25 protein-coding genes and 1 other annotated feature are annotated in these 25,391 nt (G+C 34.0%); of the genes, 17 read left to right on the top strand and 8 right to left on the bottom strand.

All coding sequences use genetic code 11. The features are described 5' to 3' along the window. Nucleotides 1–23 precede the first annotated feature (23 nt). Both BKP45_RS18665 and BKP45_RS18670 read left to right on the top strand, forming a co-directional pair. The gene (locus tag BKP45_RS18665; RefSeq protein WP_071390077.1) at nucleotides 24–1,517 is read left to right on the top strand and encodes a NarK family nitrate/nitrite MFS transporter; all 1,494 of its coding nucleotides are present in this window, start codon (nucleotides 24–26) and stop codon (nucleotides 1,515–1,517) included. A 425-nt stretch (nucleotides 1,518–1,942) separates the two neighbouring features. Continuing rightward, complete coding sequence (locus tag BKP45_RS18670) at nucleotides 1,943–2,653, top strand: Crp/Fnr family transcriptional regulator (RefSeq protein ID WP_084787904.1); 711 nt, start codon at nucleotides 1,943–1,945, stop codon at nucleotides 2,651–2,653. 163 nt (nucleotides 2,654–2,816) lie between these two features. On the opposite strand, the gene BKP45_RS18675 is transcribed toward BKP45_RS18670, so the two are convergent. After that, nucleotides 2,817–3,362, bottom strand: a complete 546-nt coding sequence (locus tag BKP45_RS18675) for a hypothetical protein (protein ID WP_071390078.1) — start codon at nucleotides 3,360–3,362, stop codon at nucleotides 2,817–2,819. 449 nt (nucleotides 3,363–3,811) lie between these two features. Between BKP45_RS18675 and BKP45_RS18680 the strand changes: the two genes are divergently transcribed. The 6 genes from BKP45_RS18680 (at nucleotide 3,812) to BKP45_RS22720 (ending at nucleotide 7,237) form a co-directional block, all read left to right on the top strand. Continuing rightward, nucleotides 3,812–4,531 (top strand): YwiC-like family protein, encoded by a 720-nt coding sequence (locus tag BKP45_RS18680; protein WP_071390079.1) that lies wholly within the window; start codon nucleotides 3,812–3,814, stop codon nucleotides 4,529–4,531. An 84-nt stretch (nucleotides 4,532–4,615) separates the two neighbouring features. Then, nucleotides 4,616–4,798, top strand: coding sequence for a YjzC family protein (locus tag BKP45_RS18685; protein ID WP_071390080.1), 183 nt, complete (start codon nucleotides 4,616–4,618; stop codon nucleotides 4,796–4,798). Nucleotides 4,799–4,903: 105 nt separating this feature from the next. Then, the gene (locus tag BKP45_RS23400; RefSeq protein ID WP_281243165.1) at nucleotides 4,904–5,029 is read left to right on the top strand and encodes a hypothetical protein; all 126 of its coding nucleotides are present in this window, start codon (nucleotides 4,904–4,906) and stop codon (nucleotides 5,027–5,029) included. A 77-nt stretch (nucleotides 5,030–5,106) separates the two neighbouring features. Further along, nucleotides 5,107–5,850 (top strand): hypothetical protein, encoded by a 744-nt coding sequence (locus BKP45_RS18690; protein ID WP_071390081.1) that lies wholly within the window; start codon nucleotides 5,107–5,109, stop codon nucleotides 5,848–5,850. Between the two features lie 273 nt (nucleotides 5,851–6,123). Beyond that, nucleotides 6,124–7,050, top strand: coding sequence for an NAD-dependent epimerase/dehydratase family protein (locus tag BKP45_RS18695; RefSeq protein WP_071390082.1), 927 nt, complete (start codon nucleotides 6,124–6,126; stop codon nucleotides 7,048–7,050). Nucleotides 7,051–7,060: 10 nt separating this feature from the next. Then, nucleotides 7,061–7,237, top strand: a complete 177-nt coding sequence (locus tag BKP45_RS22720; RefSeq protein ID WP_169824108.1) for a hypothetical protein — start codon at nucleotides 7,061–7,063, stop codon at nucleotides 7,235–7,237. Here BKP45_RS22720 and BKP45_RS18700 read toward each other — a convergent pair. Beyond that, a complete protein-coding gene (locus BKP45_RS18700) occupies nucleotides 7,234–8,829 on the bottom strand; it encodes a peptide chain release factor 3 (RefSeq protein ID WP_071390083.1) in 1,596 nt (531 codons plus the stop codon). The genes BKP45_RS22720 and BKP45_RS18700 overlap by 4 nt on opposite strands. Before the next feature lie 343 nt (nucleotides 8,830–9,172). Here BKP45_RS18700 and BKP45_RS18705 point away from each other — a divergent pair, with 343 nt between their 5' ends. Beyond that, a complete protein-coding gene (locus BKP45_RS18705; protein ID WP_071390084.1) occupies nucleotides 9,173–10,129 on the top strand; it encodes a BMP family ABC transporter substrate-binding protein in 957 nt (318 codons plus the stop codon). A 227-nt stretch (nucleotides 10,130–10,356) separates the two neighbouring features. Then, entirely contained in the window at nucleotides 10,357–10,803 is a 447-nt protein-coding gene (locus BKP45_RS18710) for a hypothetical protein (protein WP_071390743.1), read from the top strand. Nucleotides 10,804–11,238: 435 nt separating this feature from the next. Here the strand turns inward: BKP45_RS18710 and BKP45_RS18715 are convergent, their stop codons facing one another. After that, nucleotides 11,239–11,571: a hypothetical protein gene (locus BKP45_RS18715; protein ID WP_071390086.1), complete on the bottom strand. Its 333-nt coding sequence runs from the start codon at nucleotides 11,569–11,571 to the stop codon at nucleotides 11,239–11,241. A 233-nt stretch (nucleotides 11,572–11,804) separates the two neighbouring features. Here BKP45_RS18715 and BKP45_RS18720 point away from each other — a divergent pair, with 233 nt between their 5' ends. After that, entirely contained in the window at nucleotides 11,805–12,743 is a 939-nt protein-coding gene (locus tag BKP45_RS18720) for a beta-ketoacyl-ACP synthase III (protein ID WP_071390087.1), read from the top strand. A gap of 57 nt (nucleotides 12,744–12,800) precedes the next feature. Beyond that, the gene (fabF, locus tag BKP45_RS18725; protein ID WP_071390088.1) at nucleotides 12,801–14,042 is read left to right on the top strand and encodes a beta-ketoacyl-ACP synthase II; all 1,242 of its coding nucleotides are present in this window, start codon (nucleotides 12,801–12,803) and stop codon (nucleotides 14,040–14,042) included. 388 nt (nucleotides 14,043–14,430) lie between these two features. Here the strand turns inward: fabF and BKP45_RS18730 are convergent, their stop codons facing one another. Together BKP45_RS18730 and BKP45_RS18735 are read right to left on the bottom strand one after the other, a co-directional pair. Continuing rightward, entirely contained in the window at nucleotides 14,431–15,426 is a 996-nt protein-coding gene (locus tag BKP45_RS18730; protein WP_071390089.1) for an LCP family protein, read from the bottom strand. 262 nt (nucleotides 15,427–15,688) lie between these two features. Continuing rightward, nucleotides 15,689–16,396 (bottom strand): Crp/Fnr family transcriptional regulator, encoded by a 708-nt coding sequence (locus BKP45_RS18735; RefSeq protein WP_071390090.1) that lies wholly within the window; start codon nucleotides 16,394–16,396, stop codon nucleotides 15,689–15,691. Nucleotides 16,397–16,584: 188 nt separating this feature from the next. Between BKP45_RS18735 and BKP45_RS18740 the strand changes: the two genes are divergently transcribed. From BKP45_RS18740 to BKP45_RS18755, 4 genes are all read left to right on the top strand, one after another. Beyond that, nucleotides 16,585–18,729, top strand: coding sequence for a DNA topoisomerase III (locus tag BKP45_RS18740; RefSeq protein ID WP_071390091.1), 2,145 nt, complete (start codon nucleotides 16,585–16,587; stop codon nucleotides 18,727–18,729). Between the two features lie 117 nt (nucleotides 18,730–18,846). After that, nucleotides 18,847–19,680 (top strand): DUF2268 domain-containing protein, encoded by an 834-nt coding sequence (locus tag BKP45_RS18745; RefSeq protein WP_245747482.1) that lies wholly within the window; start codon nucleotides 18,847–18,849, stop codon nucleotides 19,678–19,680. Nucleotides 19,681–19,859: 179 nt separating this feature from the next. After that, nucleotides 19,860–20,072, top strand: coding sequence for a hypothetical protein (locus tag BKP45_RS18750; RefSeq protein WP_084787927.1), 213 nt, complete (start codon nucleotides 19,860–19,862; stop codon nucleotides 20,070–20,072). 107 nt (nucleotides 20,073–20,179) lie between these two features. After that, the gene (locus tag BKP45_RS18755) at nucleotides 20,180–20,926 is read left to right on the top strand and encodes a YjbA family protein (protein ID WP_071390093.1); all 747 of its coding nucleotides are present in this window, start codon (nucleotides 20,180–20,182) and stop codon (nucleotides 20,924–20,926) included. A gap of 59 nt (nucleotides 20,927–20,985) precedes the next feature. On the opposite strand, the gene trpS is transcribed toward BKP45_RS18755, so the two are convergent. Beyond that, nucleotides 20,986–21,972, bottom strand: a complete 987-nt coding sequence (gene trpS, locus BKP45_RS18760; protein ID WP_071390094.1) for a tryptophan--tRNA ligase — start codon at nucleotides 21,970–21,972, stop codon at nucleotides 20,986–20,988. A gap of 60 nt (nucleotides 21,973–22,032) precedes the next feature. Continuing rightward, nucleotides 22,033–22,287: a binding site (T-box leader), on the bottom strand. 245 nt (nucleotides 22,288–22,532) lie between these two features. Between trpS and BKP45_RS18765 the strand changes: the two genes are divergently transcribed. Further along, nucleotides 22,533–23,114: a TlpA disulfide reductase family protein gene (locus BKP45_RS18765; protein WP_071390095.1), complete on the top strand. Its 582-nt coding sequence runs from the start codon at nucleotides 22,533–22,535 to the stop codon at nucleotides 23,112–23,114. 46 nt (nucleotides 23,115–23,160) lie between these two features. Here the strand turns inward: BKP45_RS18765 and BKP45_RS18770 are convergent, their stop codons facing one another. Together BKP45_RS18770 and BKP45_RS18775 are read right to left on the bottom strand one after the other, a co-directional pair. Next, nucleotides 23,161–24,150, bottom strand: a complete 990-nt coding sequence (locus BKP45_RS18770; protein WP_071390096.1) for a sodium:calcium antiporter — start codon at nucleotides 24,148–24,150, stop codon at nucleotides 23,161–23,163. A gap of 447 nt (nucleotides 24,151–24,597) precedes the next feature. Continuing rightward, nucleotides 24,598–25,137, bottom strand: coding sequence for an HD domain-containing protein (locus BKP45_RS18775; RefSeq protein WP_071390097.1), 540 nt, complete (start codon nucleotides 25,135–25,137; stop codon nucleotides 24,598–24,600). Between the last annotated feature and the right edge of the window lie 254 nt (nucleotides 25,138–25,391).

A 25,391-nucleotide genomic window follows, 5' to 3' on the forward strand; every position in this document is an offset into this window, starting at 1 on the left:
CCTTTTGATGGGGGATGATGTTCATGAATAGTAAAGAATTATTTCAACTTAAAAATCCACGTACAAAAACGTTACATTTAACGTGGATTGCGTTTTTTATCTCATTTTTTGCCTGGTTTAATATGGCACCTTTGGCTGGGACGATGGTTGAGTCAGTAGGGTGGTTAACAACTGACCACATGGCAGCTCTTGCAATCTTAAACGTTGCATTAACTATTCCAGCTCGAATTGTTATTGGAATGTTACTAGATAAATACGGCCCTAGAAGAGTTTTTTCAATATTACTTATTGTGATGGCAATACCTACTTTTATGTTTGCCTTTGGTAACAATTGGATGCAATTGTTTATATCCCGGTTATTATTAAGTTCTATTGGAGCAAGTTTCGTAGTTGGGATTCGTATGGTTTCAGAATGGTTTCCACCGAAAAGTGTAGGGTTTGCCGAAGGTTTTTATGCTGGTTGGGGTAACTTTGGTTCAGCAGCTGCAGCAATTATTCTTCCATGGGTAGCAATAACCATGTTTGGTGGCGATGATGGTTGGCGTTATGCGATTGCCTTTAGTGGTATAGCGTGTCTTGTATACGGAGTTATTTATTGGTTTGTAGTTAGTGATACACCAGAAGGAAAAGTATATCAAAAGCCGAGAAAAACAGCAGCAATGGAAGTAAGCTCATACGGAGATATGATTCAATTAATGATTTGGACAATTCCATTAGTTGGAGCATTAGGGTTACTTTCATGGCGGTTGAAAAATTTAGAGTTTATTTCAGAGCAAGCATTAACAATTATTTATGTTATTTTGATTATCGTATGTATATATCAAATCGTTCAAATCTTAATAGTGAATTTACCAATCTTAAAGGCTGGTGTGCCTGAAGATGATAAATATAAATTTAAAAATGTCGCAGCGCTAAATACAACATATTTCGCAAATTTTGGAGCGGAGCTTGCGATTGTCTCAATGCTTCCGTTATTCTTTTTAACGACATTTGGTTTAACAGCTACAGCTGCAGGGTTAATTGCATCTTCGTTTGCTTTTGTAAACTTATTTGCTAGACCTTTCGGTGGTTGGTTATCAGATAAGATGACAAGTAGAAAAACAGTTATGTTAATATATATGTTTGGAATTGGACTTGGCTTAGTTGGAATGGGGATGATTAACTCTGAATGGCCTTTGGTATTAGCTGTCGCTATAACAGTATTAACGTCAATGTTCATTCAAGGAGCTGAAGGGGCAACATTTGCTGTTATCCCATTAATTAAAAAGCGTATTACAGGACAGATTTCTGGTATGGCTGGTGCATATGGGAATGTTGGAGCTGTTGTTTACTTAACAATTTTTACTTTAGTAACTCCTCAAACCTTCTTTTTTATCTTAGCTGGTGGAGCCTTTGTTAGTTTCTTATTTTGTCTTATTTTCTTAGATGAGCCTAAAGGGGCACACGGAGAAGAATACCAATTATCGAGTGTGGACTTAGAACAACAATCAAGTTTAAAACAGTCAAAAGGAGCCTAACTAGGTTCCTTTTAATCTATCCAAAAAGTTATTTAATATGGAATAGTAGTCACATAAAATCTGTATTACGAAATTCATCTCAGTACATAAAGAAATCTTTCTAAAAAAACAAGTTTTAATCATTAGAGTAACGTTGAGCAATTATATTACTATAAAAAAATACTGTTTATTAGAGGAGCAATTTCATATTTTTACATTTTAAATTAGGTCAAATCGGTTTTACATATCACTTACTTCATGTTACAATTTTTTAGTATTATGTTTGTACACAAAATAGTCACAATACAATGACACTATACATATGCGATTTATACTTTTAATAATATGAATATAGTGTTAAGATAATAAAAAATGTCCTGAAGTCTTCAGGATATTTATTATTAACTACAATGTTTATTAATCCTATATGAAAAGAGGTTTTCTTAATGAAAAAGAAAGAGCTGGCAATGAAGCGTTTCTTTAATGAGCTGTCAAAAGAAAACCAAGAATTGTTATTATCAATAGGCTTGGAGATCAGTGCAAGCAGTGGAACGTTTTTATTCTATGAAGGGGATTTTCCTGAGAATGTTTATTTAATTCGATCAGGGAAAGTCCGTTTAAGTAAAATGACTGCAGATGGAAAAGAGTTTAGCGTTCATTTAAAGCAAAAGGATGAATTAGTTGGAGAAGTAGGACTATTTAATGATATGTCGATTAGTGTTACTGCTGAAGTAATTGAAGACTCTGTTCTAGTAAAATTTGAAAGATCCTCTTTAGAAGAGATATTTCGGAAAAATGGAGAAATTGCCGTTGCTTTTATGAAATGGTTTGCAAGACACACTCAATCGACACAGGCAAAATTCCGCGATTTAATTCTGTGTGGGAAAACAGGTGCGTTTTATTCGACATTAATTCGATTTAGTAATTCATACGGCGTTAAAACAGAAGAAGGAATTCTTATTAACGTCCAATTAACAAATCAGGATATTGCTAATTATATTGGCACGACAAGAGAGAGTATTAATCGAATGATTAATGATCTGAAAAAGGATAACGTTATCAATGTAGATAAAGGTTATATCTTAGTTAAAGACATCGAATTCCTAAAAAATTACTTACATTGTGGTGACTGCCCTGTAGAAATATGTACGATTTAGAAACGACATGGAACTTTTTTCATGTCGTTTCATTCTTTGTATATACATAAATAAATTTCATCATTCACTATCCTAATATCCTTTATTTAGTTAAGTTGAGTTGCTCATAATTACATATAGATTTAAGGCTCGTATTAGTACCTTTTTAATTCACTTAAATAATTTAAAATTCGCCTGTAGCAATGATCTTCAATTGATCACCAGTATATGTTTGTTCACCGTTTCGCGTTATTAGTTTACATTGAGTTATATAGAAATCATCATTTGTATTCTCAGCTTTTGTTGACTCTACTAAGATGCCTTCCCCAAGAAGCAATTGATTATCATACACTTGAACCTTTTGCCCTTCCATAGAAACATGCTTAGCCCCCTCTAAAAACTGTACCCATGCGCTCCAACCGTGATATATATATGCTTCATTTCCATTATCCAAATAGCCCATCAATGCTTGATGGTCGTCGACTTTTGCTTGAATCTTTTCTACAAGTATTTTTATTATTTTGTGAAGGTGTTTATATTGTTCAAATGATAATTCTTTTGAAAATTGAAGTTTTAGTTGGTTAATAGAAGTATCATTAATAATAGTAGCCGTATAATTAGTCGTTTGTTCGTCTAAAACATATACTCCTTCATTGTATTTGAATTGAAGTCCTCGTAATGTTTCAAAAATTGGTTGAAACCCTTTATATGTTAATATTACTTCGAGCATTTTGCCAACCCCTATTAAATAATAATTTACCTAGATCATAGCAAGAAAGTTCTATATGTACAGTGTAAAATATCACAAATGCTATTCCCTTATATAATCATGAACTTCATTCATTCATTATTCTTGTTACGAAGATATTATATATAGTTTGTTGAATCTTCCTTGACTAGATATAAATTTATCCCACTCTTAAGGGGCAAGTAAGACCCCCACCTCAAAACTTAAGAAAATCGAGAAGTTTAGGTGGGGTATAAACTGCCCCTAAAGGTCCGGTAAGTTGAACTAACAATCCAGTGGGGGATGAAGGAAAACCACCACTGATTGGAGTTCAGCTTTATGGGCTCTTTTTTGGTAATTATCGAATTAATAATCATTAGTGATAATAATCACTTTGCCTAAATTATTTTTTAAGTAAAATAAATGTATTAAATGAGAAATGAGGGATCAATATGAATTGGTTTATACCAAGGGAGCATGGAGCTTGGGCGATGTTAATTGTTCCTTTTTTATTAGGGATGCTAGCAAGTAACCCGTTGTGGCTTCATCTGCCCTTTTTTATAGGAGTAGTAGCTTTTTATTTTGCATCAAGTCCATTTTTAACAATGATTAGAAAGCCAAATTTAAAGAAAGAAATTATTCCTTCACTTATTATTTATTTAAGTATAGGATCATTATTTACGTTTCCCATTCTATTTATTATCCCTGAAATAATTATTATAGGGTTCCTTATTATTCCGTTCTTTCTAATCAATGTTATCTTTGCAAAACTGAAAAAGGAACGTTTATTTGTTAATGATTTTTGTGCTATTATAGCCCTGTCATTTTTAGTAGTTATTTCTTATTACATTGGCAACCGTACCATTGATCTTAGAGCGCTTATCTTAATGGTTATAAATGTTCTCTTCTTTACAGCAAGTGTATTCCATGTAAAAACATTAATTCGGGAAAAAGGTAATCAAATATTTTTATGGAAGTCTAATATGTTTCATGGTTTTACTGTTGTTTGTTTTTTAGTTTTAGCAATGCCTGTGATTTCAGTCGTCTTTTTTGTTAGTTCATTAAAGGCCTGGTTTATGCCAAAGAATAAACGTTATAAGCCGGTTCAAATTGGTTTAATTGAAATTACGAATAGTGTCATTTTTTTGGTTATAGTAGGGATATTTTTCTAATGAAACAAGTAGTTTCCTTAATAATTCACTTATTTAAATCCATATTAATAAAAGAAAGTGATTATTATTAGGGGTGATTTATATATGGGACAAAGTCGTCAATTTACTCATGGTCAAAAAGCACCGAATAATGGTATATATGTGGAAATTGGTGAAACTGGGGATATGGTACAAAACCCCCAAAAAGTAAAGTTAAAAGCAGGAGATCATTTTCCTGAAACAAGTAATCAAAATCGCAAATGGACATATAAAAGTAAATTTAAGTAACAGCTACGGCTGTTACTTATTTAAATTTAAAAAATTTTATCAAAACTAAATAATGTACATATACACTAGCATAAACTAATAAAAACGGTTCGCGGAGGGATCTTAATGGACGAAAAAAAGCAAGAACTAGAAGCTTTGTTGGCACAGTCAGAAACAAACTTAACTAATTATGGAAAAGTGAGGATTGAAGAATTGAAAAAGGAGTTATTTGAAATTGAGGATTATGAGTAAAATAGGCATTGTCCTATTCAAACTAAAGTATCCTTTGCATACATTATAAAAGGAATGAAATTTGCGAGGGATTTATAATGACTATAAAAGAGAGATTTTTTCTAATTGGCGAAGAGTGGAATGTTATTCATTTTCCGAAAAAACCAAATGGATTTGCAATTTTCATCATCGGTGATATAAACCATTTTGTAAATTCTAAAACTAGTTCATGGCATCAAAGACCTGCCCATTTTCAGTTTATTGAAAACTTAAAAAATGCTGGATATACAGTCATTTACTCTAATTTGTATGGGAGACATTGGGGGAGTGCTGAAGCCTGTCATTTTTTACACCGCATTTATGATGAAGTAACGAAAAAAGAAATTTTAAATAAAAAAGTCCACATTATTGCTGAAGGGATGGGGGCATTGGTAGCTGCTCAGTTAATCCCAACAAAAGAATCATCATTTCGCTCTATAGTCATGATTAACCCATGTCTTAACTTATCGCACTACTTTCAAACAGAAAAACGGAATAAATTCTTTTATAAACGTTTTCTAAAGGAGTTAAAGAAGGCTTATTCTATAGAGACTACGGAGTTGGAAAAGAAAATTTCTTCCATGGATATTAATATGTATAAGGCTATGCCAGTCCCGTTAAAAATTCTCCATTGTATGAATTCTACTCCTTATATGTTAGAAAACCATGTAAGACCATATGAGAAATTGTGTAATAACGGAAATGAAAGTGTAGAAGTTGCAATTTTTCTTAAAAATAAGCCACTTGAACAGTTAGCAAAGCCAACTATTGAATTTTTTAAGAAAAATGAATGTAATCTATAATTATAAAGTGTCAGCATACCAAACTAACTAGAATAATTACTTCTATATTCTAAGAAGATTCCTTTCATGGTTTAGCTGGCACTTTTGTTATGGAATAATACTTTTTTATTTTCAAATTAAGGGTAATTTAATGAATTTCATCATTTATTATACGTGCCATTAGATATAAATTTTGTGAAGCTAGGTTTTAATAAAGTGGAAATTCACTCATTGACATAATAATTACTGTTTTTTCATATATATAGTAAATAAATAAAACGGGGGAATTATTATATGAAAAAAATAGTAGTGACTGGCGCTCTTGGTTTTATAGGCTTTTCATTATGCCTCCGATTGTTAGACAGAGGGTTTAAAGTAGTCGGTATTGACGGAATGATTAATAGCCAATTAAAAGAGTTTTATGAAGAAAAACTTCTTTGGATTGGTAGGAATTCTCAGTTTCATTTTATAAATAAAAGGATTGAAGATGCTGATATAAAAGCGGTTCTTAAAGGTGTAGATACAGTTTATCACATGGCCGCGGCTACAAGTAAAGAGAGAAGTTGGGATGAACTTCCAAAAACTATTCAAGATAATGTTGGTGTTACAGAAAAAATAATTTCTGCTTGTGAGCAAAATACGAAAGTAATTTACACGTCTTCTACGCAAGTTTACGGTGAGAGAACAGGAACGATTACCGAAAATACCCCCTTGAACCCCATTACTCCATATAGTTTAACAAAGATGGCAGCGGAAGCTTTAATTAAAAGCAAATGCAACCAATTCGGTGTACCTTATGTTATTTTTCGACTTCCAACAGTTTATGGTCCTTGGCAAAGAGATGATATGGCCTATTGTAAATTAATAGTAAAGAAACTTATGTCAGATAAAAATACTTCTGCCAATTCAGATCGAGTAACCGAAGATGTTTTGTATATTGAGGATATTCTTGATACACTAATTGAAGCTGGAATAAAAGCCGAATGTAAAAATGAAGTGTTTAATTTATCAACTGGAAAAGTAAACGAATGGTTTCGAGGTTTAGCCTTAATTAGTAATAAAACAATTTCAGAACCTAGTGATAAACGATTATTAGTTAGTATAAGTAATGAAAAAGTTGTATCGCAACTGGGGTTTAAGGTTGTAACAAATCTTGAAACGGGATTAAAAGCACAAAAAGAACACATAAAAAAATACAAGCACTTATATTTAAGACAGTAGGAGAGAGGCAATGGGTCCAAAACAAATCATTATTGGATTACTAGTGTTTATTATTATTACAGTTGTAACTTTTTTTCTATTAAATCTGATTCTTCAATTACCTGAAGGTGTTAGCGTTATAATTGCTATTGTTGTCGGATTATTGGCTGAAGTGTTATATCGAAAGAAAGCTAGGTCTAGAACCTAGCTTTCTTTAATAAATGAATTCTCATAAAACTTTATGTTAGGGTATTTATCTTGAGCAGTTCTCATTTGATAGTCGTTTTCAAATAGTACGACTAGCCGATCATCACGATCTTTCGCAAGATTTCGTTGTGTGCGAATAAATGCATCTAAATCCTTTTTATCTCCTGAAACCCAGCGAGCGTAAGAGAAAGGTAATCGTTCGAGGCGAATATCTACTTTATACTCTGCTTTTAAACGATGTTCTAATACTTCAAATTGAAGGACACCAACAACACCTACAATTTGTTGTTCAACAACCTTTTGGTAAGTTTGAAAAAGTTGGATTGCTCCTTCTTCAGTTAATTGACGCAGTCCTTTTTCATAAGACTTATGCTTAAGCGCATCTTTTACAGAGATAACACAAAAGTGCTCTGGTGAGAAGTGTGGCATTTCTTCAAATTCAAAAGAACCATTTTCAACTAAAGTATCCCCAATTCGAAATGTTCCTGGATCAAATAATCCAATGATATCTCCTGCATATGCTTCTTCAACTGCGTTACGGCTTTGGGCTAAAAATTGGGTCGGTTGTGCTAGTCGTAAAGGTTTGCCAATTCTTACGTGATTAACATTCATACCTTTCTTATAGATCCCTGAAGTAATCCGTAAAAAAGCAATTCGATCACGATGGGCCGGATTCATATTTGCTTGAATCTTAAAAATGAAACCGGAAAAATTTTGATCTAATGGATTAACGATTCCTTCTGTACTTTTCCTAGCTGTAGGTGAAGGGGCCATTTTTAGAAAATGGTCGAGGAACGTTTGAACTCCAAAATTAGAGATAGCACTACCAAAAAAGATAGGAGTGAGTTTTCCGGTATTAATAAGTTCTATCTCAAATTGATCTCCAGCAACGTCTAATAGTTCCATTTCCTCCCGAAACTGATTTACTAAACTTTCATCGTTAATCACTTCATCAATAAGAGGGTCATCACAACCAGTAACCTCAATGATAGTAATTTTGCTAGGTTCATTATGATTGTATAGCTCTAATCGTTTTTGATGTCGATCATAAACGGCTCTAAAATCTTGCCCCATTCCAATTGGCCAATTCATTGGATAAGATCGTATGCCTAATACGTCTTCTAATTCTTCCATTAATTCAAATGGGTCTTTTCCTTGACGGTCTAGTTTGTTAATAAATGTAAAAATAGGTATTCCTCGCATACTACAAACTTTAAATAATTTAATTGTTTGTGCTTCGACACCTTTGGCAACATCGATCAACATTGTAGCAGAGTCAGCCGCAGTTAATGTTCGATATGTGTCTTCACTAAAATCTTCGTGTCCTGGAGTATCAAGTATATTTACATGAAAATCTTTATACTGAAATTCCATCACTGAACTAGTAACAGAAATACCTCTTTGTTTTTCGATTTCCATCCAATCACTCATGGCATGTTTAGAGTTTTTTCTTCCTTTAACTGTACCTGCTTCACGAATTGCACCACCAAAATAAAGTAACTTTTCTGTAAGTGTAGTTTTTCCAGCGTCAGGATGCGAGATAATAGCAAAGGTTTTTCTTGATTGTACCTCTTGTTCATAGGAAAGTTTCATAAATTTGAGCCTCTTTCTTTATTACATGTAATATTGGTGAATTTCATCATGCCATTAATCTAACCAAATTACTATATTTAGTTGAGAACGCATTAATACAACTAAATACGGTATCTTGGTGGCGTTAAATTTGTTTTATGAAATTCATTAAAGTCAACTAACTATTAAATAAAATGTTCAATTTTATATTACTTTTACATTTCAAATTCTAGTTTACCATTGATTGATTTTACCATATTTAATATAGTGAAAAAAGGGAGTATTATTTTCGAATGTATTATTAGGTAAAATAATTCTAGAAAGCGATTTATTAAAACCTCTATAAGGAGAGTGCTTAATACTTATGTCTTTTTTTCGAATTAGTCTGATCGTAACATTACTATTAATTTCAATAGGGTGTTCTACTTCTATTGAAACTAATATGTCAACCAAGGTGGGGCTACTGCTACCAAGTAATATTGACGATCAGGGCTGGAATAGTAAAGGTTATAAAGGCTTATTAAATATTCATTCCAAAATGAATGTTGATGTATTTTACAAGGAAGAAATTAATTCAATGGAAAAAGTTAACGATGCAATTTTAGAATATGAAAAACTAGGAGTAAACCTAGTCTTTGGTCATGGAAAGATGTATGCTATGAAGTTTTTAGAATTGAAAGATCAGTATCCACATATGCATTTTATTGCTTTTAATGGCGATGTGTCAGGAGAAAATATTACTAGTCTTCATTTTGAAGGTTATGCAATGGGCTTTTTTGCGGGGATACTTGCAAGTGAAATGTCTGAGACAAATGTAATTGGGGTAATTGCCGCTTACCCTTGGCAGCCAGAAGTAGAAGGATTTGTAGAAGGTTCTCAATATCAAAATCCAGATGTAGATGTCATAGTAAACTACGTTTCTAGTTGGGGAAATATTGATAAGGCAATTGAGCTATACAATGAAATGAAATTAGAAGGTGTTGATGTATTTTACCCAGCAGGTGACGGTTATCATATACCAGTTATTGAAGAAGTTAGAAAACACGGTTTATATGTTATTGGGTACGTTGGAGACCAATCCGATTTAGGACAGTCTACTGTACTAACAAGTACAATCCAACATGTTGATCAGCTTTATGAATTAGTTGCAGAAGAATTTTTTAATGGGAAACTAAGTACAGGGAATCGTTATTTTGATTTTGCTGAAGGAGTCATTTCTTTAGGAGCGTTCAGTCCGGAAGTGCCAGAAGATATTCAAGTGATGATTAGTGACGAGGTTCAACGATATATCGATACTGGAAAACTTCCAAATGAAAAATAGTACGACGAATAAATTTTAAGTATCAAATTTTAAACATGTAAGGTTATCTAGCTCCAAAGCCAATGGTTCATACCCACGGCACTGAAGCTTTCTTATCAGAAAAAGGGCGTTTCTCCTCCTAATATCGCCCTTTGGACATGCTCGTTATGGGATACGTGCACATAGGATAGTAAAGACCTAGATGAAAGACCGGGGTCTTAATTATTACAAGTAAAGGAGGTTCAATTATGTATCCCGGTATGCATTATGCCCATTATCCTGGACAATATATGATGACGAGAGATTACGGGCATGGAAAACATCATCATCCACATCCCCCACGCCCACCACATCCCCCACAACCCGGATATTCACCAGTTTTACCATTTTTAGCTGGTTTGGCGGGTGGTGGGTTATTATTTAGTGCTTTTTCTGGACCAGGAAAGGCATATGGCCCACAACCATACGGTCCACCGCCGCCATACAGCCCGTACCCATCTGGCCCACAACCGTACGGTCCACCACCGCCATACAGCCCGTACCCATCTGGCCCACAACCGTACGGTCCACCACCGCCATACAGCCCGTACCCATCTGGCCCACAACCGTACGGTCCACCACCGCCATACAGCCCGTACCCATCTGGTCCACAACCATACGGTCCTCCGCAATATGAACAACAGCCATATCGCTAAAGCAATCATTGGGTAAGAGTTTGTTCGCATTTTTCGTCATAATTAGGATGACTATTTATAGTCATCCTAATATTATTACAAGGAAAGTATAAAATTTCTAACTTAGAAACTGTCTAGCTTCAGCGCCCTATCGACTAGAAAGCTTCCTTCGTCTCGTCTACGATAAGTCAAGAACGAAAGTCTAACGACTTTCGACTCTCCTATATCTCACTCGACTCAGTCCAGCTTATTACGTCGATGAGCTGCGGCGCTTGCGCTTTTCTTACATGCATCAAAAAATTTTGAAAGTTAATGAATTTTATAATACAGTTTTCACGTGACTGAAATACTATATCTAGTTGGATTTGCGTACTCATCTAGATATAGTTTTATGCCACTAGATTATGCTCAATTTGGAAGAAAAAAGAGCAGTAGTTTACCTTTTAACTTATTATTTTATTTTTTGGGACTACCAAAGCTTTTGAATAGATCGACTAATGGTCCCATTTTTTTTAGGGAAGGTCCTAGTTTATTAACCAATCCCATAAATTGATCAAATTGCTCTACCATTTGGACAAAATCTATTTCTTGTGTTGGAGAATTTTCACTATTGTGTTTATTGCTTTTATTACCCTCCGTTTGGGTAGGCATACTTTCTTTACTTGCTTCAGTACGTGTCGTTTGTGTATTTGCTTCTTCATCTATTGGAGGGTGTGCTGTTGGTCCAAACATTAGTTCATCAAAAAAATTTCTTGCTTGTGGAGTTTCTTGTTGTTTGTTATCTTCCAATTTTCAATCCCCCTTTAAAAAGAATTATACAATATAAACGTATGTCAACTTACATAAGAGAGTGTGGGAAGAGAGCGCCCGATTGTATAATGATTGCTAGACAAAGTCAATAAGATGAATTAAAATTATGATCAGGTCATAATATTAACTAGTATAGGATATAAAATGACACAATTATGAAAAAAAGTAAATGTGACTTATAATATAGAAATATATAAAAGGAGGACAAAGGAATGCTCAATGTTGGAATTCTAGGTATGGGATCGTACGTACCAGAAAATGTAATAACCAATGTAGATATGGAAAAGAAAATAGACACTTCAGATGAATGGATTAAAACTAGAACTGGTATTGAAGAACGCCGATTTGCTTCAGAGCATCATGATACTTCACATATGTCATATTTGGCTGCCAAAGATGCTTTAGAAATGGCGAATATCTTACCTGAAGAACTTGATCTAATTGTTGTAGCAACAGTTACTCCGGACCGACCATTTCCTTCAGTATCAGCTGTTATTCAAGATCAACTAGGTGCGAAAAAAGCTGCAGCTATGGATATAAGTGCGGCATGTTCCGGTTTTATGTACGGTATGATTACAGCAAAGCAATTTATTCAGTCTGGTGATTATAAGTATGTATTAGTTGTTGGCGCAGAAAAATTATCTAAGCTGATCAATTGGGATGACAGAAATACTGCGGTACTATTTGGTGATGGAGCTGGAGCGGCTGTTTTAGGCCCGGTTTCTAAAGATAAAGGAATATTAGCTTTTGAATTAGGAGCTGATGGTGGTGGGTGCGAGCACATTACTCAAGAAGGCCCACACTTGACTATGAATGGACGTGAAGTGTTTAAGTTTGCGGTACGTCAGATGGGTGAATCCGCATTAAGTGTAATTGAAAAAGCTGGTCTGACAAAGGAAGATGTTGACTATCTAGTTCCCCATCAGGCGAATATCCGAATTATGGAAGCGTCGCGACAAAGACTCGATTTACCTGAAGAGAAAATGGCAAAATCAGTCCATAAATATGGGAATACTTCAGCGGCTTCTATCCCTATGACCTTAGTTGATGAGCTGAAAAATGGAAAGATTAAAGATGGTGACATTGTAGTATTAGTAGGATTTGGTGCTGGATTAACCTGGGGCTCTGTAGTACTACGTTGGGGTCGTTAACCTAGATGAAGTCACAAATTTTTTAGAATGTCATTATATAAAAGGAGAGAAAAGATAATGAAGCAAAATCGTGTTGTAGTTACAGGAGTAGGGGCGGTTACTCCTTTAGGTAATAACGTTGAATCTACGTGGGAGAATTTAACAGCTGGAAAATCAGGGGTAGGATTGCTTACGAGAGTAGATGCATCTCAGTTTCCTACAGTTGTTGCTGCTGAATTAAAGGATTTCGATCCAGGTAATTTCATGGATAAAAAAGAGGCAAGAAGAATGGATCGCTTCACTCAATATGCAGTAGCAAGTAGTTTGATGGCTGTTGAAGATGCAAAGCTTGAAATTACTTCTGAAAATGCTGATCGAATTGGTGTATGGATTGGTTCTGGTATCGGTGGAATGGAGACATATGAACAACAGTTTAAAATTTTCTTAGAAAAAGGACATCGCCGTGTAAGTCCGTTCTTTGTACCAATGCTGATTCCTGATATGGCTTCAGGACAAGTTTCCATAACGCTTGGGGCAAAAGGGATTAATTCTTGTACAGTAACTGCTTGTGCTTCCGGTGCTAACTCCATAGGTGATGCATTTAAGGTTATTGAGCGCGGAGATGCTGATGTTATGATTACTGGTGGATGTGAAGCGCCAATTACGAGTATGTCAATGGCAGGTTTTAGTGCAGCAAAAGCACTATCTACTAATCCTGATCCAAAAACTGCTAGTCGTCCATTTGATTTAAATCGTGATGGATTTGTTATGGGTGAAGGTGCAGGAATTCTAGTCCTTGAATCGTTGGAACATGCACAAAAACGTGGTGCAAAAATTTATGCAGAAATCGTAGGTTACGGTGCAACTGGCGATGCATACCATATCACAGCACCTGCTCCTGAAGGTGAGGGAGGAGTTCGTGCTATGCGTATGGCATTAAAAGATGCAGGGCTCAATCCAGAAGAAATTGATTATATGAATGCTCATGGGACAAGTACTCATTATAATGATAAGTATGAAACGTTAGCAATTAAGCAAGTTTTCGGAGATTATTCCAAACAATTAGCTGTCAGTTCGACAAAATCAATGACAGGACACCTATTAGGTGCAGCTGGAGCTGTAGAAGCTATTTTCTCAATAAAGGCGATTGTTGATGGAGTAATCCCACCAACAATTAATTACGAAACACCAGATCCTGAGTGTGACTTGGATTATGTACCAAATGAAGCAAGAAAACATGAAGTGAACGTAGTTCTTAGTAACTCATTAGGATTCGGTGGACATAATGCAACGTTAATATTTAAGAAATTCAACGTTTAGATAACGAAAACTATTTAACTATAGAGTGTGAAAAGGATATTTTGCGAGAAGTTAGAAAAGGAACTACAGCCAACATGGCCGAGTTCCTTTTTTATCCCACACTTAAGGGGCAAGTAAGACCCCCACCTCAAAACTTAAGAAAATCGAGAAGTTTAGGTGGGGGATAAACTGCCCCTAAAGGTCCGATATAGAATAACTTTCATCAGTGAAGCTGATGATTAGTTATTCTTATGCCCGTGGTATAAGTTGAACTAACAATCAGTGGGGGATGAAGGAAAACCCCCACTATTGAAGTTCAGCTTTATATAATCCAGAATTTATAAATTTCTAACTTGGAAACTGTCTAGCTCCAGTGTTTGTCGCCGATAGGCGGGCACCTTGCGCTTTTTTAATCGTAAGCAAATTCCTGATCAAGCTCTAAAAATTCTTTAATAACTTGTTTATTTTTTTCGATATCTACTTCTAGTACCGCGCCAGCATGGTTATATCTAGCATCAACAAATGATCCTTTAACTGGAATTGTTATTGTTTCCACCTTTTCAATTGGCTTTAAGAAAAAATTTGTACCATAATCTAAAATTTGTTTGTTTTGGATATTAGTTTGAATATAAGGTTCAATGGAACCTAGTAATTTCGGAAGTCTAGTTATTCCCGAGAATGTTAGGAGTTCATCCTTTAATATAGTTAGGACTTCTTGTTGCCGTCGAACACGTCCAAAATCATTTTCGTGATCACTACGAAAACGTACATAGTTTAAAGCTTGTTGCCCATCTAAACGCTGTAGCCCTGGTTGAAAATCGATATGGTCTCGCCCTTTAGAATAATACATTCTTCTTTTGATGTCTATTTCAATCCCATCAGGTGAGATAATATCTACTACTCTTTGGAAACCATCGAAATCAATCATAGCGTAGTAATGGATGTCAATATCAAAATTGTCTTTTATTGTTTTACGTAGTAACTCCGGCCCACCTAAAAAGAAAGCGGTATTAATTTTATTGTTTCGATATCCTGGAATGGTGACATACGTATCCCGCATTATTGAAATTAACTTTATTTTCCCTTGTCTCGGTTGGTATTGAGCTACCATAATTGTGTCTGATCTTGCAGCGCCATCTTCTTCCTTATCCACTCCTAATAAAAGGACACGTATTAATTCTTTAAACTCATCTTTGCTGGCATTAAATTCGATTGCTTCAAATTCATGTTGATTATTATTACCTTCTATTAATTTAAGAGATTGTTTTCGTGCATGTTCAAATTGGTAAGTCGAATAGACTACAGTAGAGATTGCTAATATAATCAGTATAGAAAGTGTTATGTAAATAGGTTTCTTTTTGCTTTTTTTAGGCTTGTTTCTTGTTGGGCTTCCTTTTCTGGTCAACCTTAATCAACTCCTTTAAGCATACCAATTAGTATAGCAAAAAAGCACTGTTTTTAGTACTAAATCCCCAAATTTATTGGATTTATTCTAATTAATGAACGACATACATATATAATTTACCCCACTAAGATTTTATAACTAGTTACATTCATTCGATCGTAACTAGATATAGAATTATGCATCTCGGATTAGGTAATTATGAAATTTACTCAGCTAATAAAAAAATCCATTAACTAGAGTTAACAGATTTGCTTAAAGTAAGTTAAATTGTACAAATTTCAACTGGACATCTTTCGCAACGTAGATATTTCTTTAAATAGTCGATATTTTTGATTAGGATGTTATCATCTAAAATTGAGATGATATTTTCTTTTTTTAAATCTTGTAACATTCTGTTAGCAGTTTCTCTAGATGTACCTATGAAATTTGCAATTTCTTGGTTTGTGAGCTTTAGCGGTATTAAAATATCATTATGGTATTTTACACCATATGAATTGCTAAAACGAATAAGGATAGAATAAAGCGCTCCTAATTTACCGTAAAGAAGTAAATCGGAAAATTTTGCTTGTGTTGATTGCGTATTTCTAGCAAAAAGCTTAATGAAAGCTACGGCAATGTCACCATTTTGTAGAAATAACGCTTCCAAATTTTCTCTTGTAAATTTATAGAGGGTAGAGTCTTCAATGATTTCTGCTGTCATACTAACTAACATATCATTAAATAAACTAAATTCACCAATAATGTCGTTATCTTGCTTCAAGTGAAGGAAAAACTTTTTATGATCGATCGTCATTTTACTTAGCCGCACTTTCCCGGAACGGATTAAGTAAATATTAGTAGCTTCTTCTCCTTCGTAAAACAATGTAGTACCTTCTCTAGCGTGAATTTTTACTCCATGCTGTAACAAAATATCTTGGTTTTCTTTTGATAGTTGACTAAAGAAAGGTGTAATTTTTACGACTTTGTTCATTCCTATCACTCCATATATACTCTCGTTATATTTTGTCACAAATAAAGAATATCATAAAAACAGTGGAATTTGAATGGATTTTGATAGAATACATTCATCATTAAACCAAAAGAATTGATTCATATTTTGCCACATTCGATAAAAACTCGTAAAATAGGTATGGACTTATGATAATGAGGAGATTAGCAATGAAATTACTTATAGCTGAAAAGCCTGATCAAGCAAAAGCATTAGTATCACAATTTAAAACGAAAAAACAAGATGGTTATTTAATTATCGAGCCAAATAAATGGTTTCCTAACGGTGGATATTGCACTTGGGCCGTTGGTCACTTATTACAGCTTTCGGCTCCAGAAAATTATTTTCCAAGTTGGAAAAAATGGACATTATTAAATTTACCTATGATTCCTGATAAATTTCAGTATGAGGTCGTAAGGTCAAAAAATAAGCAATATCAAATCATTAAAAAATTGTTACAAAAAAAAGAGGTAACAGAAATTATTCATGGTGGAGATGCGGGGCGAGAAGGAGAATTAATTATTCGTAGTATTATACAAATGATCGGGATTCATAAACCAATGAAACGTTTATGGATTTCTTCGTTAACTCAAAAAGCAGTTCTAGAAGGTTTTGATAGTTTATTAACAGAAGAAAAAACAAGAAATTTGTATTATGAAGCATATACTCGTGCATGTGCCGATTGGCTAGTAGGAATGAATGCCTCAAGAGTATTTTCTATCTTATTAAAGGAAAAAGGTATTAGTGATGTTTTTTCAGCAGGAAGAGTTCAAACGCCTACGTTAGCTTTAATTGTAAAAAGAGAGAAGGAAATTGAAGGTTTTGAATCTAAGCCATTTTGGGAAGTAATTGCTACTTTTACAATGGATGGAAAGCATTATGAAGGAAAATGGTATAAAGAGAATCAATCAAGAATTGAAGAAGAAGAAATGGCCCAAAAAATAGCGCTGTTCTGTGAAGGAAAAACGGCAGAAATAGTCCATGCTGAAAAAGAACGAAAAAAGTTTGAGCCTCCTTTATTATTTAATTTATCAGCACTTCAGGCTACCGCTAATAACATATATAAATTTCCCCCAAAAAAGACATTAGATGTATTACAAAAGCTTTATCAAAAAGGAATTGTATCTTATCCAAGATCAGATTCAAATTATGTTACAAAAGGGGAAGCGGAAACGTTTCCATATATATTAGAAAAGCTAAGTGATTTTAAAGAATATTCATCGCTCTTCCCGGTTCCGAAAAAGTCGATTGCTAATAATAAACGCTTCGTAAACGAAAAAAAGGTAACAGATCACTATGCGATTATTCCTACTGAACAAGTAAAAGATCCTACTAAATTACCAACAGACGAAGCAAAAATTTATGATTTAGTCATACGTCGTCTTATTGCAGCCCATTACGATTCGTCACAATTTGACTATACAACAATTATTACCTTGGTAGACAAACGGGCACAGTTTATTTCAAAAGGAAAGCAGCAAATAAATGAAGGTTGGAGAAAAGTTTTATATAAGCAACAAGATGATACGGATGTCATTTTACCTATTTTAGAGGAGGGAGAGACTGGTTTTGTTAAGAGTGTTCATGTAAAGGCTGGAAAAACACAACCACCTAAGCGGTATACCGAAGGACAGTTAATTACGTTGATGAAAACAGCAGGGAAATTTATAGATAATGAAGAATTAGAAAAAGTTTTAAACAAAACAGAGGGGTTAGGTACAGAAGCAACTCGGGCTGGTATCATTACTATGTTAAAAGACAGGCAATATATAGAGGTAGTCAAAAATCAAGTGTTTGCAACAAAAAAAGCACGAATTCTTATTGATGCAATTGGTGGTGCTATTTTAGCTTCTCCTGAAATGACCGCAAAATGGGAGCAGCGTTTAGGGGAAATAGGTCAAGGAGCGGCTTCTCCAGTTACTTTTATGGAACAAACGAAAAAGTTAACAGCCAAAATTGTTGAAGACGCTACACAAAATTCAGTGAAATGGAATTTTCAAGGACTTGAATATGAAGTGAAAAAAAACTCTAAATCAAAGTTTACTCTCGGAAAAGTAATCGGGAAGTGTAAGCTTTGTGATGGAGATTTAGTTGATAAGGGAAATTTTTATGGTTGCGGAAATTATAAACAAACTTCTTGTAAATTTATTTTATCCAAAACAATTTTAGGAAAGAAACTATCTGAAACAACTGTCAAAAATTTATTAACAAAAGGTGAAACAGGAGTATTAAAAGGTTTTAAAAAAGGAGACAAAACATTTAATGCTACTCTCATTTGGGATGATAAGGAAAACAAAATTAGCTTTAAATTTTAGTTCAAGTGGTGACTAAAAATGATACGTGTGCAACTCCTATTAAAAAGTAGCACCTTTCAAAATCAAACATAACTATAAGTAGTAGGATATGTAGGAGGTGTCTAGACTTTGAGTGTTGTGCAAACTAATGAACTATTAAAGGAATTTGTAAGAAAGAGAAAAGAAACACCAACAAAGCTATATTTTCAATTGCAACGAGAACTTTTGTGTGATCCTGTAGCTGATCATTTCGAAGAGTACCATTCTATTCAGTTGCATAAATACTTTTTAGACAATGGAATGTTCTTTCCTGATGCTAAAATATTAGAAGAAATTAATGGGTTTGAAAAAAAGAAAATATGGAAGTTACTTCAAATTCATTATGAACGCTTAAAAAGTGATTGGCAGGGAGAAGAAGCTACAATTTATCTTTTTCCGGTTGAAAAGAGAAATGAAATAATAATGAAAGACTTGAATGGGAAAACAGGAATTAGTTTCCACAATGTTATAGTTTTATTTTTATCCAAAAATCTTTCAGTAGAACAAATAGATGCGCTTCTTACTCATGAATATAACCATGTATGCCGCCTTTCGTCGTTAAACAAAGACTTTGATCAGTTAACATTACTCGATTCGATGGTTATTGAAGGTATGGCGGAAGTAGCGGTAGAAAAGACAGTGGGAAAAAGTGCATTAGCACCTTGGGTATCTTTATATAATAAAAAAGAACTATATCCATATTGGCAAAGAGTAAAAAACTTATTAAACGTAAAAGGTAAACAAAATCATGACCCTATTTTATTAGGCGGTCAAACATCACGTAAATACCCTAAATGGTTTGGTTATTGTATTGGCTATGAAATTGTAAAAGCTTATTTGGCGAGAAACAAAGGAATACGAATGAGTGAATTATTAAAAAAGGATTCTAAAGAGATTTTATCTACATCAGAATTTGATCATACATTTCAGTAAGAGGAGTCTAGAATTCTTTTTAGACTTCTTTTTTAATACAAGTTTTTATGGAAATACCTTATTTTTAACAGGATTTTTCTAACTTTAGAAGAAGTACTAATATAGTAGTAAAAATATTAGTCAGAAGGGAGGATTCCCGTGGGAAAGTTTCAACAAAAGTTTCTATGGTGGGACAAGTTATGATTATTCGTTTCTTCATATTACTTGTTGGCTTTGGACTTGCTGTAATAGGTGGTATAAGCATGATTGCGTATTTAAACTTATTAACAGCTGGGTATTCCTTCGTATATTATCTGAAGTTCATTGGGATGAGAGTAGAACTACATCTCTTTATCATTGGTTTAGTCATGATTATCATTAGTATTTATGGGCCTTCTTCTAGGCGTAATTAAAGAAAATAGTGAAAAATTTCCTTGCATTTCCCTTCACCATGGAATAAATTTCCTAATGAATGCCTATACTGTTGGTACGAACATTCAAAGAGTAAGGGGGCTTTCTGATGGTCCACATTCGGGATGTATGGATCAATTGGTTTGAAGGAGAAGAAAATGGTTACAATATCTGCGAGTTTTTTGAGTGGAGGAAAGAAGATAAGATTGAGCTATTAGATTCTGTTATTGTAATAAAAGTAACAAGCAACATTTTCGACTACATAGAAAACAACTTGGCAGAATTACCTGAACAGTTATTAGATGATGTTTATCAACAGAGTTATCAAAGGAAAAACAATCAACGATTACAACTAGATTATTGTTTCATTGTAACAGATGGAAGAAAAGTCTTGGCAGTCGATACGTTAGGTTATAAAACTCCGATAAGAAAAAGTAGGTTAATGCCTAGACAAGAAGAAACCGTACTCGAATTAGCCATGAATGAACATGTAAATGATTACTACGTTGAGTATATTGATTTACCAAAGGAGCATCATATTTTATCACCTGATCCTAGGTTGATGAGTGGGTTGATCCGGAAAGAACGTCAATTAAAACAGCTGTTATTTATGGCGCTAGATCAGCTATATTCAACTTGTAATGTTTCGGAAGTCCGTTATTGGCTCACAGAGTGGTCACCAAATAACTATGAAAGTATTCAACAAATGTGTTTTGAAGAAGCGTGGGAGAAACTCTTTAATGAGGTGAAGATGGGCTGGACAAGCCAGCATTATCACCTATGTGAAAGAATGATAAAAGGACACTCCTTTTTTGAAAAATTATGGGAGCTTCAACATGCTGAAAGTGTAAAATAACAGGAGCAAAGAGCTCCTGTTATTTTTTGCTTTATAAAGGCTAGTATAGAGGAAAATTATTACCTTTTTCTACCTAAACCCATGGCTCTTTTTGCTTTCGCCAATGTTTTAGAGGCGACTTTATTAGCTTTTTCAGCTCCCAAATCTAAATAATGATCAAGTTCTTCGGAATTAATGATTTCATGGTAACGGTCATGGATAGGCTTTAATGTCTCAATAACAGCTTCACCTAACGCTTGTTTAAATTCACCGTAGCCTTTCCCTTTAAACTCATTTTCTAATTCTTCAATGGACTTGCCTGAACAAAGAGAAAAGATACTGAGTAGATTTGAAATAGCTGGTTTATTTTCTTTGTCGTAGTTAACAATTCCATCAGAATCGGTTACAGCACTTTTGATTTTTTTCATGATCGTTTTTTCATCATCTAACATTGAAATATAACTTTTCGGATTTGGATTTGACTTACTCATTTTCTTAGTTGGATCAGTTAATGACATAATTCTTGCGCCTACCTTTGGAATGCGTACTTCTGGAATTGTAAAGATGTCATTGTACTTTTTATTAAAGCGTTCTGCTAGATCGCGTGTTAATTCTAAATGTTGCTTTTGATCCTCTCCCACTGGCACGATGTCTGTATTATAAAGTAAAATGTCAGCTGCCATTAATGGTGGATACGTTAAAAGTGCACTAGATACAGCTTCTTTTCCATCAGATTTATCTTTAAACTGTGTCATTCGCTCTAATTCACCAATGTAGGAGACACACTGCATAATCCAACCTAATTGGGTGTGGGCACTTACTTCTGATTGGATAAATAAAGTTGATTTGGTTGGGTCAATTCCAGCTGCAATATAGAGAGCTGCCAAGCTTCTGATATTTTTGCGAAGTTGAAGTGGATCTTGTGGAACTGTGATGGCATGCTCATCAACTATACAAAAATAACAGTGATTATCATTTTGAAGTTCTACAAAATGTTTCATTGCTCCTAAATAATTTCCAAGTGTTAAAGTTCCACTTGGCTGAATGCCTGAAAAAATCGTTTTCATCGTCTTACTTCCCTTCTTTAAATAAAAATGACAATAAAAAAAGCCCATTCATCCCGAAAAGATAGGGACGAATGGACCGCGGTACCACCCTAATTATTCTAACTTAGTTAGAATCACTTAAAACCGTACAGCTGTTGAAGCGATACGAAGTCCTTGATAACGTTAAGGACAAAACGCCGAGGCCTACTTACAAACATTATTGGTTCGGTTCGGTTGCTCAAAAGCCCATTCTATATTGCGTTACTATCTGTTTCCCACCATCACAGACTCTCTAAGAGTTTAACAATATATACTATTCTTCATCATCGCAAAGTATATAAATTCCAAATAATCACAATCGCGTTAGGGAATTTAAGTATTTTTATAATTCCCATGTTTTTGAAAAACTTACTCCTTGTAATTAGAAAAGCCAAGTTTTTCTAATTATATAAAACAAAATATAAAAAAGCAATCTTGTGTTATGACTGAAAGAATGATTACGTAATGGTTCAGTGATATGTGCATATATATGTACTATGTCGATGGCCTGGTCAACTAAAATTATTAAGGTGGTGTAAAAGATGATTTTTAAAAAGAATTTAATATATTTAGCAATTTTTTCTTTTATTTTTCTTTTTTTAGCTTTTAGCTATGAACGTTCGGATTCAGTATTAAAAAGGTTGGATCTAGAAACGATCACCTCTAAACAACAAGGTGTTTACAAAGGAAATATTGCCGAGGATTTTCAGCTTTTAAATAGTGTCGGTGAAAAGGTATCTCTATCAGACTTTCGAGGGAAAAAAGTGATTATTAATTTTTTTGCGACTTGGTGTTCTCCTTGTCAAGAAGAAATGCCAACGCTTGTACAATTAGATAAGAAAATTGACGATGAAAAGTTAGTTCTTTTGGGAATAAATGTTACGAAAGAAGAAAGGAATGTAGACGACGTTCGAAGGTTCCTTAATCATTTTGAAGTAAAATATGAAGTTTTGTTTGATGGAGACGGTAAAGTTATGAAGGATTACCAGTTAATCGGAATACCCACTACGATATTTATAGATGAAAATGGAAAAATTGTAGAGCGATTAAATGGGATTGTGACAATGGAGATGTTATTAGATCACCCGTTTTTACAGGGGTTATTAAACAAGAATAATCAATGATTTAGTGATATGAAGAACGAGGCTACTCTAGCAGCCTCGTTTTCTATTAGTTTATGAAAATTAGAAAACTTGATACGAAATAGAAAAATATAAGTACAGCCGAAGGTAACCAATAAACAGTTTGATTCTTTTGCACTTTTGAACGAAGTAATGAATATAATATTATGACACTTAATAAAAACGTAGCTATTGCAGTAATACTGTGTACGGATGATGCTGCTGATAAAATTGAAGCTGGACGATAGAAAACATCAGATCCTATTAAAATTAAAATGTTAAATAAGTTACTACCTAAAATGGAGCCAATCGCTAGATTATAGTTCCGTAATTGGATGGCAATTAACACTGCTACTGCTTCTGGTAATGAAGTTGAAGCTGCAATTAAGAAACTACCAACAAAACTTGAACCTAGTCCTGTAACAATGGCAATTCTATCGCCGGTTATTGATAAAAGTGAACCTGAAATTAAGATAACAAACGCTGCAATAATAAACCCTATGATTGCTTTTTTTAATGAAATTGCTGACGTTTGAGAAACGCCATCCTTGTCTTCGTCTTCATCTTCAAAGTTGGTTACTTTTTTAGAAATGAGATACATTCCACTGGCATAAATGATGATAAGAATAATCGTATCGAAACCAATGCCTAAAATTGAGTAAGGTAGTTTTAAAGTTAAAGCAAGAAAGATAAGACAAGATAGAAGCATGCCAACACTGATGGTATAAACATGGCTATGTGAAGCACTTTTGAAAATTTGGTTTTTACGATAGTACAGATCGAAAGCCGCAATAATTAAAAGGTTAAACATGTTGCTACCTAAAACACTACCGACAGCGAGGTCAGTGTTTTTTAAACCTACAATTGCGGTCAAGGTCGTTGTCACTTCAGGCAAAGAAGTAGCTCCTGCTAAAAAGATTGTTCCGACTAACATTCCTCCTAATGAAGTTCTTTCACTTAAAACGTCTGCATAAGTGGAAAGTTTGATTGCTGATAATACTGTAAATATTGCTGCAATGAAAAAGAGTAAAAATACCATGAGTTGTCGCCTCCTGAAATTTCGAAAAAGAAAAAGACCCTTTTATGAAAATGCTTTAGGAATCTAAAGCATTTTCATAAAAAGGTCTTGCGTACTTTGTCGAAAACACAAAGCTTAATGAACCGAGTGATATAATCACTGAAATGACGATTCATTAACCAGTTGGTCGCTACTCCCCTTTTTGGGCTTATTCTTTTGTTGGAATAAATGTACCACGGAAAATGAAAATCGTCAATCGCTATATATCATTATCATTTATACAAAATAATAAAGGAGAAGAACTTTCTATACGTAAGTTTTTCTCCTTTTTCAATGTTATACAATTGTTAGCTGTTAGGTCAAAAGTGTTTTGTGATCCTGGGACACAAAGTGCATTTAGAATAAATCGCACTTGATCAGGGAATTGGGCTTTCAAACCTATAGGTAATGAACAATATCAATTGTTCATTACAAAGATGCAATTTGATTATCTTGTTGATATAGTTCATTGTCAATTTGTTCATCTAATTTTATAATTAACAATCGCGCCTTTTCATCATCAACTTTTCGATAATGGTGGTTCCCATTTGGTTCCTCATCCATTTCATCAGCTAAAGCAACAACTTTTTGAAGAGGATCTAAACTAAGCTGTCCATCTGGTAAGTAAGAGTCAGTGTGTAATAAAATAGCTAAAGCGATTTTTTTTGCCTTTGCTGGATGTTCACCTAACCTAATTAATAACTTATGAGCACGTTCTGCACCTTTTATAGCATGAATGTCATTTTTCTTGTATAACTCATAATCCCATTTACCATCTCGGTACCATGTATAGTGTCCTATGTCATGCAGAAAAGCTGCTTTAGTCGCTAAATCAGAATTTACATTATATTGTTTTGAGAGGGTAAATGCATGATAAGCAGCCGCAATGGCGTGTGCCATACCAGATCTTTTAATATACTTCTGTGTAATACGATGGTCAAAAATAGTCAGCAATGTAATGTCTCTCATCATGATCTCCTCCTTAAATTTTCTTACACCAAAAATATAAATTTTTACTATTATACATATGTTGGATGATGAATGCAAGTGACAAAATAAGAGGTATTTTGAAATTGGAAAGAAGTTAAGGGGGCACTTTGATAATAAACGGGAAAAATGATAATGAAAGTGGTTGTAGCTTGTCATTAAATGTCACTATTTTACGATGAACTTGTTGGTATTCATTACGAACAATTGTATAATCCTAATATATAAGGAACTTT

This window comes from Anaerobacillus alkalidiazotrophicus (genome assembly GCF_001866055.1).